Source organism: Halobacillus hunanensis, from assembly GCF_900166655.1.
Classification (GTDB): domain Bacteria; phylum Bacillota; class Bacilli; order Bacillales; family Halobacillaceae; genus Halobacillus_A; species Halobacillus_A hunanensis.
Map to the genome: position 1 here is coordinate 418,141 of NZ_FVZB01000006.1, position 17,848 is coordinate 435,988.

A 17,848-nucleotide genomic window follows, 5' to 3' on the forward strand; every position below is an offset into this window, starting at 1 on the left:
GTAAAAAAACAGGGACTGTTCCAAACTTATGGAACAGTCCCTGTTTTCTTTTCACTCCGTTTGCTCTTTCATGCGCGGAAGCAACAGAACAAATAGGGTAAGAACAAGCAGTAGAACAATCAAACCTAGTAAAATGGAAAGACCAAGTTGATTCCCTTGTGCTGTATCAGTCTCGTCTTTTCCTGTTAAACTGCTGCTCTCATTTTCTTCAGACACTGCAAATAAATCCAGTCTCCTAGCTTTCCCTTTTATCGAATCATCCTCCGTATTACTGCTGGAGAAAAGAATATTTTTTATTTCTTGATAAGTAGCTTTGGCTCCACTTTCAAAGGTAAGATTCATGATCTCGTCCGGCAATGATTCAATTCGTTGAGATTGATCGTCCGAATGACGATCAATCTCTAAAATGATTCTTTTTTCTTCATAATAATGAGGCTCTATATTTAATTCCCCTTCGTCAGCATTAACAACGCTAGGCAGAAAAAACACTGCGACCGCCATTAGGAAATAAAGATTAAGCTTCTTGAATGTCATCGGTCTCTTCCTTTTTACGTTGGAGGTATTTCACGATATAAGGAATAGCTCCAGCCAATACAGTAATCAAAGCCAGCACAATAACAGCCGGGTAAAAACTTGATTGATCCCCATATTGAATGGACATATAAACTTCAGAAACAGGATGATTAATACTAAAGTTAGGCAGGATCACATTCAACAGCGGTGTGACGAAAAAGACCACTAACAATATACCGGTAAACCAACCTAAGAATGGTCCCACCGAAAAAGCTAACCTTACTAAGCTGGAACACATGAATAGTACTAATACTGTGAAAACTGTCCACTTGATCGATTGGGTCTCTCCTAAGGAATAAATGTTTAAACCGTAGATGCTGATAATTAACCCTACAGCTATGTTAAGCAGCAGGAACAAAGACAAGTTAACCAGCGCAGGCACATTGGAATAATAATTGACGAAGAAACCAATGATTAACCCACTGATCAATACAATGATCAACATCACTACTGGAGAAACAGGTGTTTCCTCCGCTTCATCTGTTGCAGATCCGACTACATTAACAGGACTAGACAAGTAATTGTACACATAACTATTAACTTGGCCATCCACCATCGTATTATCCAAAATGTCATTCACATCTTCTTCGACCATTTGCGTAGCATTCACGTTTGTGGCCCACTTCGAGTTCAACGTATCTGCACGCTCTTGCACCGAGCCAATCTGTTCTTGCAGGTTCCCTGTATATTCAATGACAGTAGATTGTCTTTCTGACAAAGAATTTACCAGTTCAACAATTTGATCAACAGAACCTACTGTTGACTGCCGTGTCTCAAGAACGATCTCCCCTCTCAATTGCTCAATTGGCGGAGGATCTTGTTCGACCTGGACAATGTCCTCTTGAATCGAAGCGGTGATTTCCTGACCCGTTTCCTGAATATTCGAAAGGGCTGCGCTCATCTGTTGTTGCTGTTCTTTTATAGCTGCATCGTACTCTTTCATTTGCGATAAAATTTTATCCGCATTTTCTTCTGAGCTTGTTAAACCGTCTTGGACTGTTGTTAAGCCTTGCTCTACACTGTTTAAATTTTCGTCTATAGCTTCTTCATTTGGATTCTTAACATCATTTTCATTCGAACCTTCATCACCAAGCAATGACTGAATTTCGCCATTAATTTCTTTTAGTGCAGACGCTTGTACAAGACTTTCATTATATCTAGTTAGAGCACCGTAATAAGCACCAAGATCTGTTATATTGCTACTCATTATCTCTTGAACAAAATAATTTTCAAGGGTTTTATCCTCTTTAAGAATTTCTGCTTCTTTGCTGTTAATCATTGACTTGATGTCATCCAGATTAACTGTATCCTTTGAAGCATCCTGTAAACTTTCCACGAGTTCCTTATACTCGTAATAAAGTTTGTTATATGCTTCCTTAAGTTGTAGGTTTCCTTGTTTACTTGAATCAATAATAGACGAATCCACTTTTTTTTGTAAATCACGCAATGCCGCTATATTCGCTTGTACAGTACTCCAAGTATCTTGATTTTCCTTTGGCTGTTCTCCTTCAGGAACCAAACTTTCCAAGTTCTTTTCAAGATTTGTTAAACTTATCTTCATTTTTTTGAGAGCATTGGAAGGATCTGTAGATTCTCCCTCCTCTGTCTCAAAACTCCCAGGAGATGGGGTAGGAGTGGAATCCTCAGGAATTTCTGGGAAAGTACCAGGAACTTCTCCTGTTCCACCTGTAACTTCTTCATTATAATCAATAACATTAGCTTCTAAAGTTGTCGGCTTTTTAATGAGTTCTTTAATATTAGCACTAATAACATTTAAAGATTTTTGCCGTTCCTTGATTAATTCTTTTTTTTCTTTCAACAACGACTCCTGTTTCTCGATATACTCCTGCATTTGGTCCACATTACTTTGAACAGTGCCAAAACTACTCTGCAAGGCCTGGTTCCTCTGTAAAAGAGAACCTAGATTAGAAGAAACAGAAGAAACATTCGCCTGCAATCCCGTCTCCTTCGTGGTCAACCGTTCACTAAGAATCTCCTGCCCTACAGATTGAACACCTTCCTGCAAACTTGCGTTGAGAGTATCTCCTTTGTTCTGAACTAGTTGAATGTTTTTATTGTTTGTTTCTAAGAATAGTTGTTTTTGCTGTTCTTGATATTCTTGATAACGTTCCACGTTGTTTAAGAAAGACGTCACCTGATCCTCAGTCGCTTGCAATGACTCCAATGAACTAGAAGAGGTATTTTCTGCCGTTTCTACAGTAGAAAATAAATCTTTAAGCATGCTTCGCTGTTTGTTAATTTCTTGGGCGATATCCTGAGAATTAGGTGAGTAAAAATTGTACATGGTTTCCTGGAAAGCTATTTCTCGCTCCACAATAGTATCGAACTTCTCACGAAGATCTGCTATCTCCTGTGAAACACTACTCCAATACAATGAGGAAATCTCCGAGTTTATCATTTTACCGGCTGATTCTAATGCACTCTTTACCTCTTCTTGGTTCTTCACTTCTAAATTCGGTTGAATCCGGTAATCGATTGAAGCGTGTGTCGGCTGCTGTTGTTTGTAGGACATTACATGCTCAGAGAAATTAGATTTCACATGGAAAATAGCGTCGTATTCTCCATCAGCAAGTCCTTCCTGAGCTGTGTTCCGACTTACTGTTTCCCATTCATAATCAGACTTTCCCGCGACTAATGCTGTTAGATCCTGCCCAAAAGTTACAGACTCGCCTGCAACCTCAGTCCCATTATCCTCATTGACGAAGGCAATTTTACCTGTTGCTTTCTCACTTTCTTGCAGTGGGTTTTCACCAATGTAATTAAAGTATAAAGTGGGTAAAATGAGGATCGACACCATGACGATGACTAACTTTATTGTGCTCGCTTTATTTTTCATACGTTCACTCCTACTGACTCACATGAAGGAATTTGGATTTTTCGTTCTTTTCCATTTGAAATATAGTAGCCATATCCTGGCTGGATTTCTGCTTCTTTTCGTGAAAATGGTAATGTAAACAAGCTTTGCTCTGATTTCTTCATAAGCAGAACGGCCTGACGAATCTGTTTCAGTTCATTGGATAAAGGATCAAATCCTTTCGTAAACTCATTGATATTACCAGCGACAATTACCCTGAATCCTAAGTGACTGTACTGCTTCATCAAGGAAGCCATTTTACTTTGAATCGTGCTGTCGATCGTTTGATGGAATCTTGACATGCTATCCACCAGCAAATAAATCGGTCCACGACTTTCCTCGTTATTAAATTTACCATCAATCTTATCGAGGAATTCTTGTTCTTTTTGTAACAAAAGCTGTTCCACCTGCGCCAGCCAGTCCTGGATGTGTTCTTTCGTTTCAAGATAAGACACGTTCTCTTCTTTATTAAAGGTAGATAAACCGCGGTCTGTTCCGTCAAAAATGGCCATCGAATCTATTGACTGATCTAGAAGCTGCCTGATGATGATGCGGAGAACATTCGTCTTCCCATTACGTGACTGTCCCGTCACAATACAATGTGAGGTCAGGTCAATCGCAACCGGTTTAACAGATTCTTCATCCAGTCCAACCGCTACTTGATCTCGCGTAGGTGCCGTCACATAGGACTCAATAAAGGTATCGTATTCCAGACGAGTCGGAAGCATTGGAATAGGCTCCGGCCCCTTGTTGGCAGGATAGCTTTGTTTGATGTCCTGAACTTGCTCTTTCACATGATTAAGAACGGCAAGGTCATCTTCACCATGAGCGGGCAGGAATATTTGGGTTAAATACGATTTCTCTTTATTGATAATCGCCCTCCCAGGCACAGCTTCCACTTCATATGGCGTACGGCCTACTAATGAATACTTCTCTGAAGCATCCATCAAATAATGGATCACTTTTGTTTTCAAATTATTCATCAGCGGCTGACGAACCGAATTGATTCGGGTAGCAGTAAACAGCATAAAGATGCCAAGTGTCTGCCCATCTCTGGCAAACTGAATAAACTGATTTTCCAATTCCTGCAATTCTTCCTTCACCAAGTCAAAATTATCAATCGTAATAAAAATGGTTGGCAGTTTTTCTTCAGACAGCTGGTTATACAATCGAATGGAACTGACTTCTGCTTCGAGAAATAGTTGCTTACGCCGTTCGATTTCCGACTTCATTAAGTTCATGAACTTTTCAATTTTTCTATGACTGTCATAGCGGAAATAATCAGCGGTGTGCGGCAGTTGCCGCAGTGGTAACAGTGCACCATTTCCAAAGTCAAAAATGTAGTAATGAAGTTGTTCCGGACTGTACGTTTTTGCAAAATCAAGTAACAAAGTCATCGCTGTCGTAGATTTTCCGAAGCCTGGAGACCCAAAAATCCCGATGTTTCCATCATCCATAAATTCATAGATATAAGGATTCTGACTTTGTTTCTCCGGCTCATCTTTATAGGCGATGGCAAATTGCCCCTCAGCAAGTTTGGTCTCTTTTTCCCTGAATAATCTTGCAGGGAGCGGAGGCAGCCAAGGACTTGCTAATTTTCTAATGCCCATTACTTCTTGGGTGTTTGAAATTTGTTCGACCGTTGCTTCGATCTCAGTAAGCTTGTGTGCTGGTTTCTGATCAGTTGGTGCTTCAACATCTGACACACGAATGAGACCTAAATCGGTTACAATTGAGACTTCATCTTCTCCTTCATATGTATCTAGTTGATAAGGAGCGCCACTCCATGCTGATTGAAATAGCTCATAGATTTCATTGTTACCTACTTGGAGATAGCCGCGTCCCGTAACTTTTAAGTCAGCTGCATCAGTATTTTTTAAGATTTCCTTACTATCATTAGCGTCCTGAACCTGCAAGGCGATTCTAAACCTGGAGTTACTCCAAATTTGATCATCGATAATTCCTCCAGGTTTTTGGGTAGCTAGAATTAAATGAACTCCTAAACTACGCCCGATTCTTGCTGTACTCACGAGCTCGCGGATAAACTCGGGCTCTTCATTTTTCAATTCAGCAAATTCATCTGAGATTAAGAACAAATGAGGCAATGGGTCGGCAGCTTTGCCTTCTTTATAAAGGTTCGTATAGTCATTTATGTGATTGACTTTATATTTATCAAACAAAGTCTGTCGCCGTTTAAGCTCACTGTTGATTGATGCTAAGGCACGTGTACTAAAGTTTTTGCTTTCGTTAATATTTGTAATTGTACCTAGCAGGTGTGGAATATTTTCAAAAGGCTGAGCCATGCCGCCGCCTTTATAGTCAATCAATAGAAAAGCTACTTCATGCGGGTGATAGTGAACGGCAAGCGACAAGATGTACGTTTGCAACAATTCACTTTTACCAGAGCCCGTTGTACCTGCAAGTAGACCATGTGGTCCATGGGCTTTCTCATGCAGATTCAATTCGACTATATCTTCCTTACCCTTTAAACCAATTGGGACGGCTAGAGATTTAGAAGACTGGTTAGTTATCCAATTTTGCTGAATAGGCAATTGATTCGCTTCCTTTGCTCGCAGCAGATCTAAAAAGGAAACGACTTCTGGAATGGAATTATTAATTCCGGTCTGATGGTCGAGCGAGTGCAGCATTCTTGCATAAGAATCATTTCCTTCATGATGGTGCGCGTCTAAAGCGAAAGGCTTGTGAGCCGCCTTGCCTTCCTCAATTAATATTTCTCCTTCTCGATCATTTACATAGCGGACCAAGGTGTGAATATGATTGGATAAGCTTTCCTTTGTTTCGGTCGCGAAAATGATCGAAATCCCAAGGTTTTCAGCTTCACTCTCTAAGTACTCCATAATCACATGTTCTGAGATCAACTGCTGGTTTGTCACAATGAAAATTAAATGTGGTGTAAAAATCTTCTTACTTTTGTCTTCATCCAGATCGCGATCTCTAACCATGGCATAAATCGACGAAAGCAGCTGATCTCTCGTTTTTTCGTTATAAATCATACCTTTAGCGAAAGATTGAGGAAGTTGAATATGAGGAAGCCACTTCACCCATTCCCATTCTTCATACTCGTCTTCGTCAAAAATGGTAATGAACCGGACATCATGATAACTATGGAAAAAAGCCAGCTGGCCAATGAGCTGATGGATTTCTTTTCGAACAATACTTTTCTTACCCACCATTCCTAAAGGACCTTCAGCAAGCCTGATGGATAGCGGAACATTAGATAAATAACTATACGCTTGAACCATTTGCTGAGACTTCTCAAGAAGATCATCGATTTCACGATTCGCAAAGTCCCCTGATCCTACCGATACTTCATAACTGGAAGGTACGGTAGCTTTACCAATTCTTAATTCTAAAAAGTCTTCACTTTCCAGGGTCCGCTCCCAAATTCGATCACTAACATAAGAGGTCAAATACTTCATTCGCTCAAATGAAGGAAAGTGATAGAACAGCACCTCTGTCTGCTTTTCTCGCAGCGATTGCAGTTCTTCCCTTTTTTGCTCCAAGTAATTGTTATAAACACGGTGACGTTTTTCTTCTCGTTCCTTTGTTCTGCGACGTTCTTTAAAATATTGAACCGTCGATGTGATTAACGTCGTCGTAAACATCATGATTGAAATGATAATAAAAATCCCTCGAGGAATGACCAATGCCACAATCCCCATGACAATCAACATGACGAGCGGCGGTAAAATAATCAGCCATAACGAGCGTTGATTGTCATCTCCTTCTTGTCCTGGAAATGAAAACGTTACTCTATCATCAGGAAGATCGAAAATCATCCGAGGGGTTCTACGGTATTGTGGATATTGTTTTTTCATTTCCGATATAGGCAATTGTGAAGAAGGCAAGCTGCTTTGATGCCTCTCTTCACTAACAACCTGCAGCATATCGTCATCCGTAAACGTAAGTGTTAAGTAAGGAAAGAATATAACATCCCCTACTGTAATGTTCGTTTTCCCTTTTACCTGATGGCCGTTCACATATACATGTTCAGTTGACGCTGCCTCTAATATCCAACCACGTTTTCTCCGAAGAAAGCTGAATTCAACAGGGCTTTCTTCATCTTGAACAGGATCCTTTTTGATCATGGAGGTAGCAAGAGACCCTACCGTCACCTCATTATGCTGGCCAACATAATAAGTATCAGCAGATGTACTGCTTGATGTAAAAACAATCGTTAATGGATCAGAGTCTGCTGAAATCGTCAATTGTTCCCCAACTGCCAGCTTTCCATGCAGATTCTCGCCCTGGATAACGTTTAAATGACCATCCTGCATGCCTTTTTGTACAGTAATCGAACCTTCATTTAACTCCAAGTCCCGTAAAGAGATATCACACTGGTCACTTTTCCCTATGCTCATCTGAATTTCTTGGTCGTCATGGAGGGGATGACATTGATATTGATTTTGATAAAAAATATATAGTTGACTCATTACATTCTCTCCCTGAACGAGTTATTCCTCATTATTCTGCTGCTCTTCACTTTTAGAAGAATTCTGGTCAGATTGTTGGTTTTGTTCCTCCTGTTGCTGTTGTTCTTGTTCCTTTACATACTCATCCAGCTCAGTCTGGATACTGTCCAGTTTCTGTTGTTTTTCTTCTCCTGAAAGGCTGTCATTATCTTTGACGTCCTCTCGCAAGTTCAACAGCGCAAACATAATGAGATCACGATCCTCAAGCGATCTGGCCAAATCAACCGCTTTTTCGTTCATACCGCGTCCAACATGAATCCAATATAGGAAATATCGATTATCTGATTGAAGTGTGATCGTGTTCTGAATGTTCTTCTTCTGCTCAGCGGTAAGCGACTCATTTACGATATAGGAAGTAGCCAGTTGAAACTGCGTAACATACGGCATATCTTCAGCATCATAACCATCCAATGTCTCCACCACTTCGCTATAATTACTATTTAAAAAGAATTCACTGGTCTCTATGTACGCTTCTTGTTTAGGCTGAATAAAAAAGATCGAATAAATCGTAAATACGAGAATAGGAACGAGCAGAACGATGCTTCCAATTAACATATACTTACGAATCTTCCACTTTTTCTTTGGTTCCTTAACCAGCTCTTTTTCTTTGTTTTCAAGACTGCGAATATGACGTCCAATCAATTCACGTAAAGTATGGGTATCCTCAGCATACAACATTTCTTTTACCGCATCGGACAACTTCAATGTATCCCTGTATTTCAAATACCTTTCAAAACTTTGCGACCCATCAACAGCCGCTGCCACTGCCGCTTTGAGTTCTTCAAATACCCGCTCTTCCTCCTTCTCATAAGGAGGAAGGCTCTCCGTCACACCGTAATGTAGAAAATAGGGTGTCATGCTTGAATCAATGACAATATTCTCTGGGCAAATCAGTAAGTTTAATCTATTCAACTGGTGATCCTCTACTTTTTTGACCAATTGATCAGCAAATAGCCATTTAGCATATTCCTGCTTTTTATGTATGTGCTTAAAATCGATAAACGAAGAAGGAATATGTACTGTTATGTTTAACTCATCTTCATCCATTTGAACTTCCTTAGTTAATTCATGATCAGCATCACGAATTAATTCAATTTCAAGCTGATCCTGCAGTCTAAGCCGAGCTTTTTGAAATGTAATAAGGTAAGAATCATCCTGCTTTTCCAGAACGGCTTCCGTTTTTTCATGAAAATAGGATTGTTTTACATCTGACATTGCACGCTGCTCCTTTTGAATCTTACAAAATTTCTAATTTATCTCCAGAAGTGATGCCACTCTCTTCCAAAGTGGCATTTCCAGCACAAACCATCTGCTTATTCACCACACGTACCCAATCTCCGTCGCGAGGAGGTGTGTCTAATTGGGAAACTTGCCAAACGATATCGATTAATCTCTTTACCGTGGAACGGCTGGATAATCGTAAGTCCAGTTCTTTCTTATGATAGTTTTGTAAATTGATAGATACTTGGATGTACACAAGCCTCTCTCCCTTCTATTCAAGGCCTTCTACGGTATAATCAATGTTATGTTCTTCTGCCAGCTTTTCCATGCCCTTTTTATACTCATTAATCGTCGCTTGGGCGTCGGCTATTTGTCGATTCGAGCTATTCATAAGAGCTTGATCTTTTTTTTTAAGTGCTTCGACAGCGTCCTCAAATCCATTAAGTTGTTTTTCCGCTCCCTCTAAATACTGTTGATGTAAATCTTGTAATTCCTTTGTTTCAGGTTGAATAGTTTGAAGTTTATCTACTGCTTTCCTATATGTAGGAAGTATCTCTTCTTCCAATGCTTGTTTTAAAGTTTCGTCATTCGTGTAATTACTTCCTGTAACACTATGTAAGCTCGTTAGTGTTTGCTCTTCTAACTCTCCAATTGGTTCAAGCTCTTCATTAACATAGTTGAGAAAATCATTTTGAACAGGTGTCGCGGATTCAGAGCAACCCGCGATAAAAAATATAAGGCATAATCCATAAACAATTCGGTTCCACATTTTCATTACCCTTTCAGATATTCTCAATTCTGAATTTTATTAATCTATAAAATTTATTACTTTATTTGGTGAACACCTTTCAAGTAATTTTTCTTAAATCTTGGGTATATTTTCTTGTAGATAAGAATAGCAACCGCAATACCAGGGACGGTTGAAATTAAAGCTAAGAAACCATTAGGATGAACAATAACGCCAACCAGAATAAAATAAATTGTAAACAAAAAAAGAAAACTATATATAAAGAGAAATAATATGTTGAAGTAAACTAAACTTAATATCTTCGCTTTATTCCCCTTTAAAGTTTCGTTCTTGCTCAACTGCCAATTATTCTTAACTTCTTGGAATGAATTCTTAAAAGGTTCAATTATAAAATTCATGTCGTGAACATCCTTTAAATAAGTTTCTTTAACTCTCTACGAAAAGCGATTTCACCATCCGTTATAAGCCCTTGATGGACTACTTCACTAATTTGACTATGATCGAAAAAAACATTCGTATCATTTGAAATATGACCTTGTGGATATGGACACGCTACATAATCCCATATTTTATCGTTATTTGCTTGCTCTTGCTTTCTTCCATAAATCATAACTGCCTGTTCTACAAATTCTAAGGTTACTACGGTTCCAATAGGCAATAACTCTTCACCTTTTGGAATGTTTAGCGAATTAAAATTCTCAGCCATAAGATAACAATCTCCCTATTTTAAACTCTACTTAATTCTCTGGTTCTTTCTCGAAGCTTATGCCAAGCCTGACACCAAATACAAAACGCAAATCCAAAACTGTTTCTTTACCGATTTTAGCTTCTCCCCCAATACTTCCTGCAGAGGCTCCTAAAGTGAATTTGGTATTAATATCAGTAAAAGGGATACCAATTATTGGGGACACTTCTCCCTCTACTACTGCTACTTTAGCAGCTACCCCAATTGAGGAATTATCTACTCCTGCATATGCTTTAGCATTTCCGATGGTTCCTCTAACTTCGATTCCTGACCCCCCTACAAGATTGCCGACGTAATCCAGATTACTGACTAGCTGTGTTCTCCCATGCCAAGTAATGCCTGAAGCTTGGGCTTTAACTAGTGGTAATACTGACTTCCCACCTATGCTGGCTTGGCCATCTAATTTAAGAATATCCTGTCTTAGGGTCCCATCCATAATGTTAGTATTCCACTCACTTCCAGCATAAAGACCGGTAAAGGTACTGGATCCTCCAATTTGATCATCGGTTTGAAGACCATTTAACCCCTCCCAATCATGGCTGCTTTTTCCGAATCCAGTTCCGACCAAAAAACCTTCTCCGACGTCTTCGCTTTGCCCTAAAAGAAAGTCATCCTTTGAAGACAGGTCGGTTTCCGATTCTTTACTTATAGCTACATGTTTAGAAACTACTGTATTTAAGTAATTGAAACTATCAAATTTATAATTTGAGTTCGGACTAATCCAGTTGTTAAAGCCGGTATATCCATAATTTTTTAAAAAAAGCAAAGATGTTGTCATTATTGGTATTTCACTATTAACCTTTGAAAAAACTGGGTGAAAATGATGCAAGGCAGACAACTGGTTAGAGTCATAATTTGGGATTGATAACTGACCAAATTGAAACTTAGAATTTATGATTTCTACAAAGTTAATCATCCATTCTATATCTGTTTGTATAGGTCGGAGAGCAGCAGATTGCTGCTGGTCAAACTCATATAACTTTTGAACCGTTACATTGATTGACTGTTCTGCTTTCCTAACTTGCTCAACCATCACGTTTTCATCAACTGCGGGAACTGCTACTATGTCTTGAATACCATCTATCGTACGGTTCGCATCTTGTATTATACCTGAGCTCATAATTATAAGCTGGCTTAATCCCTGTTGCAGTGATCCTTCTATAAATGACTGATCAATATAACCTTGTTCATGAGGTTCTAAGCTATTTAATGAAGAGTTCATTTGATTTAACACTATTTCATATTTAGATAGAAAATTATTCATAAACTGTAGGAATGGCTGATGACACTCTTCATAAAAAGAACGAATAGATGAACCACCTCTACCACCAAATGACTCCAAATGCACTAACTGTTGTACAGCACTCTCAATTTTAGAAAAAGAAGCTTTCAAATCTGCTAAAATTCCCAACAAATCATTTATGCCATTATGAAAAGAGCTTACATGCAACGTTTTCAATTTTCAGACCTCATTTCATCATAGAACCAGCAACGGTTTCATCGGTAGCTAACAGTGTTTCAATAGATTGTTTAGTAGCACTCTCATTATTTAATAGAAGAGTTTTATAACTATTGATTAATTGTGCAAGGCTAGAATTTAACTCATTAAGTTGATCAACAACATCTAGCCTGTTCTGCCCTGAGACATCCTTTATAGATGGTGGCGTAAGAGATTGAGTTGCAGTTTGAAGATTGGACAAGGCTTGTTCCACATCGCTAACTCTTAGTTTTATTTCATTACTCAACGAATTCACTACCCTTCACTTTTATTATTACTGTCGATCAGGATTCGCTATTTCATACCTTACGGAATTAATCCTTTGCTCATAAAAAGATAGGTCTAGTTGTAGAGTATTTATTTTGTTGTTAATGATATTCAATACATTTGAAAACTGTTTATAATCTATAGACCTATACTGGGTTAATATGCCGTTTATTCTTATATTTTCAAACTCGTCGGTAAGTTGGCCAGCCCATGTTCCAGGAGCTAATTCCGGACGAAGGCAATTCTTTTGTTGACTGGCGAACTCTTCCCTATAACCATCTAATGTTCTCTCAGCTTCTCTTAGTCTTTGCAATTCTTCTTGTTTTTGAGCCTGCAAACGATTGTAATAGCTTAATAGATCAATTAGCATTTAAGTAACGCCTCCTAAAGTCTAATACAGTTCCTTATACTTTCTTTACATACTGAATTAATACAAAAAGAAAGTACAAGGAAAAAGCACCGCAAAAAGGGTGCTTTCTCCTGTAAAGTCATTAGCCGCGAATTTGTCCAGCGATTTGCTGATCTGTATCTTCTAATGTAGTAGCTGTGCTGTTCAGCTGTTGAGAAACCTCAGCTAGCAATGTGCTCATTCTTTCAAATGAAGGACGCAGCTCCTGATACTGAGAAGCAAACGCTTCACTGGAAGCACCTTCCCAGATTTCTTGCAACTGGCCGCTCATGCCATCCAAACGTGAGATCAATTCTTGTACATTAGAACTCTCGGTATTATACTGTCTAGCAAACTCTCTAAGTTCATCTGGTGTTAAACGAATATTATTCGACATAAAAGTCACTCCTTTTCCAGTTTGATTTTATGTTACCCTTGATAATTTTACCAGTCAATTGAATATATACAATCAGTAATAATTACCTAGTAGTTTTATACAATGACACATAATTACAGCTATTTTATTACCATTTAATTACAATTGAGATTTTATTTTGTTTACCACAAAAAACATCTACTATGTAGTCTTGATAACTTGAAAAGAGTAGTGAAGCCATTCTATTCTTTACTAAAATAATTAATTTAACGAATTCCTAAACATATAAGTCTTCATATGTAATAACATCTTTAGATTACCTCCATCAATAAATCGCCGAATACGGAGATTAATACAATGAGTACACCAGAATATAATAAAACTAAAATTCGTGCAAAAAACCAATTTGTTTTATTGTAAAAGAACGTTGCTGCATAGTAGCTGAGACCACAAAAATAAAATGAAATGATCGAAGAGATAAAAAGAAACACTCCATCAAATTCCCTAGTAAGGCAAGGATAAAAGTTACTAATCCCTTTATAGGCAATTAAAAATAATAATCCATATAATAGGTTTAAAACTAAAAGACCCTGTAAAGCAACAATAAGAACTCCTAAATCCACTTAACCACCTCTAGTGCCGAATCAAATGTCACGAGTGTTGCATGAATATCTGAATGTCTAAACTTAGGGCCTGCCCAAAATACAGGACATCCGTATGGACAAGAATATCGCAAAAATGTCATTTTATTTGTTTAATACCTTTCAAATAATTCATCTTTAACTTTGGGTACGCTCTCTTAGAGATAAAGATTGCAAAGGCAATACCTGGAATGGTTGAAATTAAAGCTAAAAAACCAAGAGGTTGAATAATTGCACCAACCAAAATAATATAAATTGTAAACAAAATAAGAATGCTATATATAAAGAGGAATAATACATTGAAGTAAACTAAACTTAACACCTTCGCTTTATCCCCTCTTTTCAAAGCTTCGTTCTTGCACAATTGCCAATTAGTTTTAATTTCTTGGAATGAATTCTTAAATGGCTCAAACATAAGATTCATGGTTGCAAACATCCTTTAACTCCGTATGAGAAACGTTTTCACCCAGAGATATCAATCTTTTATGTACTTCTTTATTTTGACTATGGTCAACATTCGTATCAATTGAGCTTTTAGAGATGAGCACGCTACTTAATCCGATATTTTACCTTTATTTACTTGCTCCTCCTTTCAATAAAATTATTCTTCTTCCTCCCATCCCTCTCCTTCTTCAAATAACTCAGGTGCATATTGTTCCAAAGGCTCAAACACCCATTTAGCCAATTCCTTATTAAACAGCAATTGATAAGTTGGTATCACAATCTCCTTTGTAGAGGTTTCAATGATAAACCCTTCAAAAATCACCGTCCAAAACTTTTTTCTATTTAAACCATAGGCAAACGAAGATACTGTTTCAAAAGGTATTTTCTCATCTTTATAGTAAAAACCGGATTCATCGAACATTAATAAGATAATTTTTGAGGCTTAAAAAGAAAATAGGTACAGGATAGAAATGCCGTTAGGAAAAATAGTAGAATAATCGAAACCGATAAGTAAATGAAAACCTTTGACAATGAACTTTCATTGACTATAAAATCACTGAAAAGGACAAGCGATATCACAGCTATGAATATAAATGCTACAGATGCTTTTATGGCAACTGTTTTTCGGTTGTATGTAATATAGTGCATGTACTCCCCCCACGGACTTAACCATGTTACTGTTTCTTTTTTATAAAGATCCAAAAACATTAATCATAACTAGTATTAGGGCAATATGAATAATAAGATAAAACAGTACCAATAATCTTGCAAAAAACCAGTTGAACTTTTCATACAGAAAAGTCGCTGTATGGTAACTTAACCCCAATAATGGAAAAAAGACTACCATTCCAATATTGAAAATTATACCAATTTGTTCTTCAGAGATCCATTCATATAGATTACTGATTCCTCTATAAGCTATAAGGAAGAAGGCACCATACAATAAGTTTGTCACCAGGAAAAAAATAATTGCAAATATAACGTAATCCATCGAAGCACCTCTGTTTTCTCACCCTATTACCAACTATTTTCTAAGTTCCTAGATTTTTTTGGTCTTCCAAGGACTGGGTATTTAACCATTAGCTCTTCTTTATATTTTATTAGGAAAAAGTACTGGTGAATTAATTTTACAGCTAATATTGGATAAATAGTTACCAAAGTTAGCGCGCCAACAAAAATAAGTGACTTAATGTCCCCACTTTGAATTGCTGTAAAGACAAATTGTGCAAACAAATAACTGAAACCTGGTATAACAGCTACCCATTTTGGCCATGTACCCGGACCCTCTTGTATTTTAAAGTTGTCGAGTAATGTTAGATGTTGCATGACTAAAACACTAGAAACACTTAAAAGATAAAATATTAACCCAACATAGAAAAATCCAAGAGATTCAAATTGAACAATATTGTATAGAAACTTTTGTATAACTAGAAAATGTACAAATGATGTTAATAAGCCCCATACTCCATAAAATAATACAAAGGATAATTCATATCGATATGGAGCAATTATGTATAAAACAGACCACACATTTAAAATTATAACCGGAACTAACCCTAGGTTGAATATAAAGCCTAATTCAGAATGTCCGAATAGCATATATAACCCCATAAAATCAGTAAAGAGCAGAACATGAATAATAGTCATGGATCTAATTTCCGCTGCTAAATATCTAATTGTTAAGTATTCCGTAAACTTGTTTTGATTCATAGTTATTTCTACTCCCAATTAATCTAGTGATTATGATTTTAAAAGATGCTTTCCATTTTTATCTGTTAGCTTAATTTCCTCTGTTTCTTAGGTGCATTCAATTTGGGGTATTTCTCATTCAAAGCATGTTTGTTTTTTCTTGAAAAATAATATTGGTGAATAAATTTAATACAAAAAACAGGATAAAGAATAATCATAGATTCACATGCTACAAAGATTAATGCTTTTAAATCATCACTTAATATAATAGAAAAAATAAATTGCCCTATTACGTAACTTAAGGCAGGTGTTATTGCCACAAGGGGAGCCCAATTTCGCCTTGGACCTTTTAGTGGACTCAGCTTTCCATATAGAAATAATAGATGAAGCACTTGTACAGCAATAATACTCAGAATATAAAGCCTCAACGAAATGAAAAAAAATTGGAGTGATTGAAACGGAAAAAGGTTATAAAGAAACTTCTGAATAACTAAAAACATTATGAATGAGGTGAACAATCCCCAGATCCCAAAGAATAAATGAAAAGAACTTTCAAATCTGTAAGGAGCAATCAAATATAACAAAGCCTACACGTTTAAAATCATTCCCAGAACGGTTGCGATCGGTAAAGCAAAAGGCAACTCAGAAGGACCTAATAAAGCATAAAGTCCCATCAAATCAGTTAAAATTAAAACATGTAAAATACCCTTCGACCGAATTTCTCCATGATCTTCTAGTTTTAGATATTTTTCAAACATTTTTTTGTTCATGTTTTACAATCTTTTCCCCTTCTACTATTTCTTGAGATACCTAAAGTACATGTTCTACCAAGGGTTCCTAATAAGTGGGTAAGTCTCGCCATAAGAATTGGATAAAGCATAGCTAAAACAACATTTTATCGAACTCATTTTCCCATTTCCAGTTATGCTACTATAGTAATCAGTTGAAACATATAAAGATTGACAGTTGAATCATTAAATATAATAGTTTAGAAGTCAAAGGAGACATGCTTATATGGAAAACAAAGAATCTTTATATTTAACGCACAAGGAAATATATGTATTACTAGGTTTAATAAAAGCACCAATTGCTTTTGGGATAGATGACCCTTTCCTTGCTTTATCAAGTGAAGAGGTGAAGAAAGAATGGGAGGGAGTCATAATAAGCCTAAGGGATAGAAACCTCTTAGGGAAGGACGAAGACGGCGAATTCTGGATCGATGAAGATATGATCACCTCTTTGTCCGTAATGGCCTATTCAAATGTGGTTATACAGGTTGACTCTCTTTATAAAATGACATCTCACTCTACCTTCTATGTCGCGGAAGAGTTTGTGATAGAATGTGAGAAACTGAATAACAAAATATTTAGATTGCAACAACTGGATGAACCAAATGTTTCTATAAAAAACGTGATCCTTCCAAGAGTAGGCCTTGATCATAAGAATCCATCTAAATCAGGAATTCTCACGTTACCTGGAACATTTATAAACGAATTCATCGACAACAAAAGCTATCTCAATGTAGAGGATGAAGATGTTAGAAACCTCAATGATAGTACTCAGAGTCTAAGTTTATGGAAAGATCTAAAAAAATCCTTAAACCGAAGTGAGCGAATTAGCCGCATGGTGATGTATTATTTTACCGATAATAATTGGAAAGTTGAAGGCGTTTTTGCGGTGTTTTCCCCTTCAAACAATTGGACACTTAGAATGATTGAAAAAGACGGTAAGGAGTATCTTCAAGCTAAACAAGTTGATTTACTTGGTCTCACAAAGGAGTATGGTGCAGTGTTGGAACGTACACTTAAGGATAAAGATTTTCTTATTTTAAAATGAAAGGTTTATCAGGCATTTATGTACCGAAGGTACATAAATGCCTTTTTTTAAATA

General features: G+C 37.1%; 17 protein-coding genes. 1 reads left to right on the plus strand and 16 read right to left on the minus strand.

Annotated features, from left to right (window positions below; all coding sequences use genetic code 11):
- Positions 1–51: 51 nt before the first annotated feature.
- The 16 genes from essA to B5354_RS07810 all read right to left on the minus strand — a co-directional run bounded on the left by essA (position 52) and on the right by B5354_RS07810 (position 16,728).
- Entirely contained in the window at positions 52–534 is a 483-nt protein-coding gene (gene essA / locus B5354_RS07715; protein ID WP_079527506.1) for a type VII secretion protein EssA, read from the minus strand.
- The gene (esaA, locus tag B5354_RS07720; protein WP_079527508.1) at positions 515–3,430 is read right to left on the minus strand and encodes a type VII secretion protein EsaA; all 2,916 of its coding nucleotides are present in this window, start codon (positions 3,428–3,430) and stop codon (positions 515–517) included. The genes essA and esaA overlap by 20 nt, the downstream gene beginning before the upstream one ends.
- Positions 3,427–7,902 (minus strand): type VII secretion protein EssC, encoded by a 4,476-nt coding sequence (essC, locus tag B5354_RS07725; protein WP_079527510.1) that lies wholly within the window; start codon positions 7,900–7,902, stop codon positions 3,427–3,429. Before essC ends, esaA begins: the two co-directional genes overlap by 4 nt.
- Before the next feature lie 21 nt (positions 7,903–7,923).
- Positions 7,924–9,156: a type VII secretion protein EssB gene (gene essB / locus B5354_RS07730; protein WP_079527512.1), complete on the minus strand. Its 1,233-nt coding sequence runs from the start codon at positions 9,154–9,156 to the stop codon at positions 7,924–7,926.
- A gap of 22 nt (positions 9,157–9,178) precedes the next feature.
- Positions 9,179–9,418: an ESX secretion system protein YukD gene (gene yukD, locus B5354_RS07735; RefSeq protein WP_079527514.1), complete on the minus strand. Its 240-nt coding sequence runs from the start codon at positions 9,416–9,418 to the stop codon at positions 9,179–9,181.
- 15 nt (positions 9,419–9,433) lie between these two features.
- On the minus strand, positions 9,434–9,931 hold the full coding sequence (locus tag B5354_RS07740; RefSeq protein ID WP_079527516.1) for a hypothetical protein: 498 nt from the start codon (positions 9,929–9,931) through the stop codon (positions 9,434–9,436).
- Positions 9,932–9,987: 56 nt separating this feature from the next.
- The gene (locus B5354_RS07745) at positions 9,988–10,308 is read right to left on the minus strand and encodes a hypothetical protein (protein WP_079527518.1); all 321 of its coding nucleotides are present in this window, start codon (positions 10,306–10,308) and stop codon (positions 9,988–9,990) included.
- Between the two features lie 14 nt (positions 10,309–10,322).
- Positions 10,323–10,616, minus strand: coding sequence for a DUF4176 domain-containing protein (locus B5354_RS07750; protein ID WP_079527520.1), 294 nt, complete (start codon positions 10,614–10,616; stop codon positions 10,323–10,325).
- 31 nt (positions 10,617–10,647) lie between these two features.
- Positions 10,648–12,114 (minus strand): LXG domain-containing protein, encoded by a 1,467-nt coding sequence (locus tag B5354_RS07755; RefSeq protein WP_079527522.1) that lies wholly within the window; start codon positions 12,112–12,114, stop codon positions 10,648–10,650.
- A gap of 10 nt (positions 12,115–12,124) precedes the next feature.
- Positions 12,125–12,400 (minus strand): YwqI/YxiC family protein, encoded by a 276-nt coding sequence (locus B5354_RS07760; protein WP_139377088.1) that lies wholly within the window; start codon positions 12,398–12,400, stop codon positions 12,125–12,127.
- A 27-nt stretch (positions 12,401–12,427) separates the two neighbouring features.
- Positions 12,428–12,790 carry a YwqH-like family protein gene (locus tag B5354_RS07765; RefSeq protein ID WP_079527524.1) on the minus strand — a complete coding sequence of 121 codons (363 nt, stop codon included), beginning with the start codon at positions 12,788–12,790 and terminating at the stop codon, positions 12,428–12,430.
- A gap of 121 nt (positions 12,791–12,911) precedes the next feature.
- Positions 12,912–13,205, minus strand: a complete 294-nt coding sequence (locus B5354_RS07770; RefSeq protein WP_079527526.1) for a WXG100 family type VII secretion target — start codon at positions 13,203–13,205, stop codon at positions 12,912–12,914.
- 720 nt (positions 13,206–13,925) lie between these two features.
- Entirely contained in the window at positions 13,926–14,261 is a 336-nt protein-coding gene (locus B5354_RS07780; RefSeq protein WP_139377089.1) for a hypothetical protein, read from the minus strand.
- A 165-nt stretch (positions 14,262–14,426) separates the two neighbouring features.
- Positions 14,427–14,690, minus strand: a complete 264-nt coding sequence (locus B5354_RS07785) for a hypothetical protein (RefSeq protein WP_079527533.1) — start codon at positions 14,688–14,690, stop codon at positions 14,427–14,429.
- 596 nt (positions 14,691–15,286) lie between these two features.
- Positions 15,287–15,979 (minus strand): hypothetical protein, encoded by a 693-nt coding sequence (locus B5354_RS07800; protein WP_079527539.1) that lies wholly within the window; start codon positions 15,977–15,979, stop codon positions 15,287–15,289.
- Positions 15,980–16,545: 566 nt separating this feature from the next.
- Positions 16,546–16,728 (minus strand): hypothetical protein, encoded by a 183-nt coding sequence (locus B5354_RS07810; RefSeq protein WP_079527543.1) that lies wholly within the window; start codon positions 16,726–16,728, stop codon positions 16,546–16,548.
- Between the two features lie 244 nt (positions 16,729–16,972).
- On the opposite strand from B5354_RS07810, the gene B5354_RS07815 reads away from it, so the two are divergent.
- The gene (locus tag B5354_RS07815) at positions 16,973–17,794 is read left to right on the plus strand and encodes a hypothetical protein (protein WP_079527545.1); all 822 of its coding nucleotides are present in this window, start codon (positions 16,973–16,975) and stop codon (positions 17,792–17,794) included.
- Positions 17,795–17,848 lie beyond the last annotated feature (54 nt).

Coding starts and splice junctions, on each gene's coding strand:
- essA (WP_079527506.1), bottom strand. CDS start 534: ATGACATTCAAGAAGCTTAATCTTTATTTCCTAATGGCGGTCGCAGTG.
- B5354_RS07745 (WP_079527518.1), bottom strand. CDS start 10,308: ATGAATTTTATAATTGAACCTTTTAAGAATTCATTCCAAGAAGTTAAG.
- B5354_RS07765 (WP_079527524.1), bottom strand. CDS start 12,790: ATGCTAATTGATCTATTAAGCTATTACAATCGTTTGCAGGCTCAAAAA.
- B5354_RS07800 (WP_079527539.1), bottom strand. CDS start 15,979: ATGAATCAAAACAAGTTTACGGAATACTTAACAATTAGATATTTAGCA.
- B5354_RS07740 (WP_079527516.1), bottom strand. CDS start 9,931: ATGTGGAACCGAATTGTTTATGGATTATGCCTTATATTTTTTATCGCG.
- B5354_RS07810 (WP_079527543.1), bottom strand. CDS start 16,728: ATGAACAAAAAAATGTTTGAAAAATATCTAAAACTAGAAGATCATGGA.
- B5354_RS07780 (WP_139377089.1), bottom strand. CDS start 14,261: ATGTTTGCAACCATGAATCTTATGTTTGAGCCATTTAAGAATTCATTC.
- B5354_RS07750 (WP_079527520.1), bottom strand. CDS start 10,616: ATGGCTGAGAATTTTAATTCGCTAAACATTCCAAAAGGTGAAGAGTTA.
- essB (WP_079527512.1), bottom strand. CDS start 9,156: ATGTCAGATGTAAAACAATCCTATTTTCATGAAAAAACGGAAGCCGTT.
- esaA (WP_079527508.1), bottom strand. CDS start 3,430: ATGAAAAATAAAGCGAGCACAATAAAGTTAGTCATCGTCATGGTGTCG.
- B5354_RS07815 (WP_079527545.1), top strand. CDS start 16,973: ATGGAAAACAAAGAATCTTTATATTTAACGCACAAGGAAATATATGTA.
- B5354_RS07785 (WP_079527533.1), bottom strand. CDS start 14,690: ATGTTCGATGAATCCGGTTTTTACTATAAAGATGAGAAAATACCTTTT.
- essC (WP_079527510.1), bottom strand. CDS start 7,902: ATGAGTCAACTATATATTTTTTATCAAAATCAATATCAATGTCATCCC.
- B5354_RS07770 (WP_079527526.1), bottom strand. CDS start 13,205: ATGTCGAATAATATTCGTTTAACACCAGATGAACTTAGAGAGTTTGCT.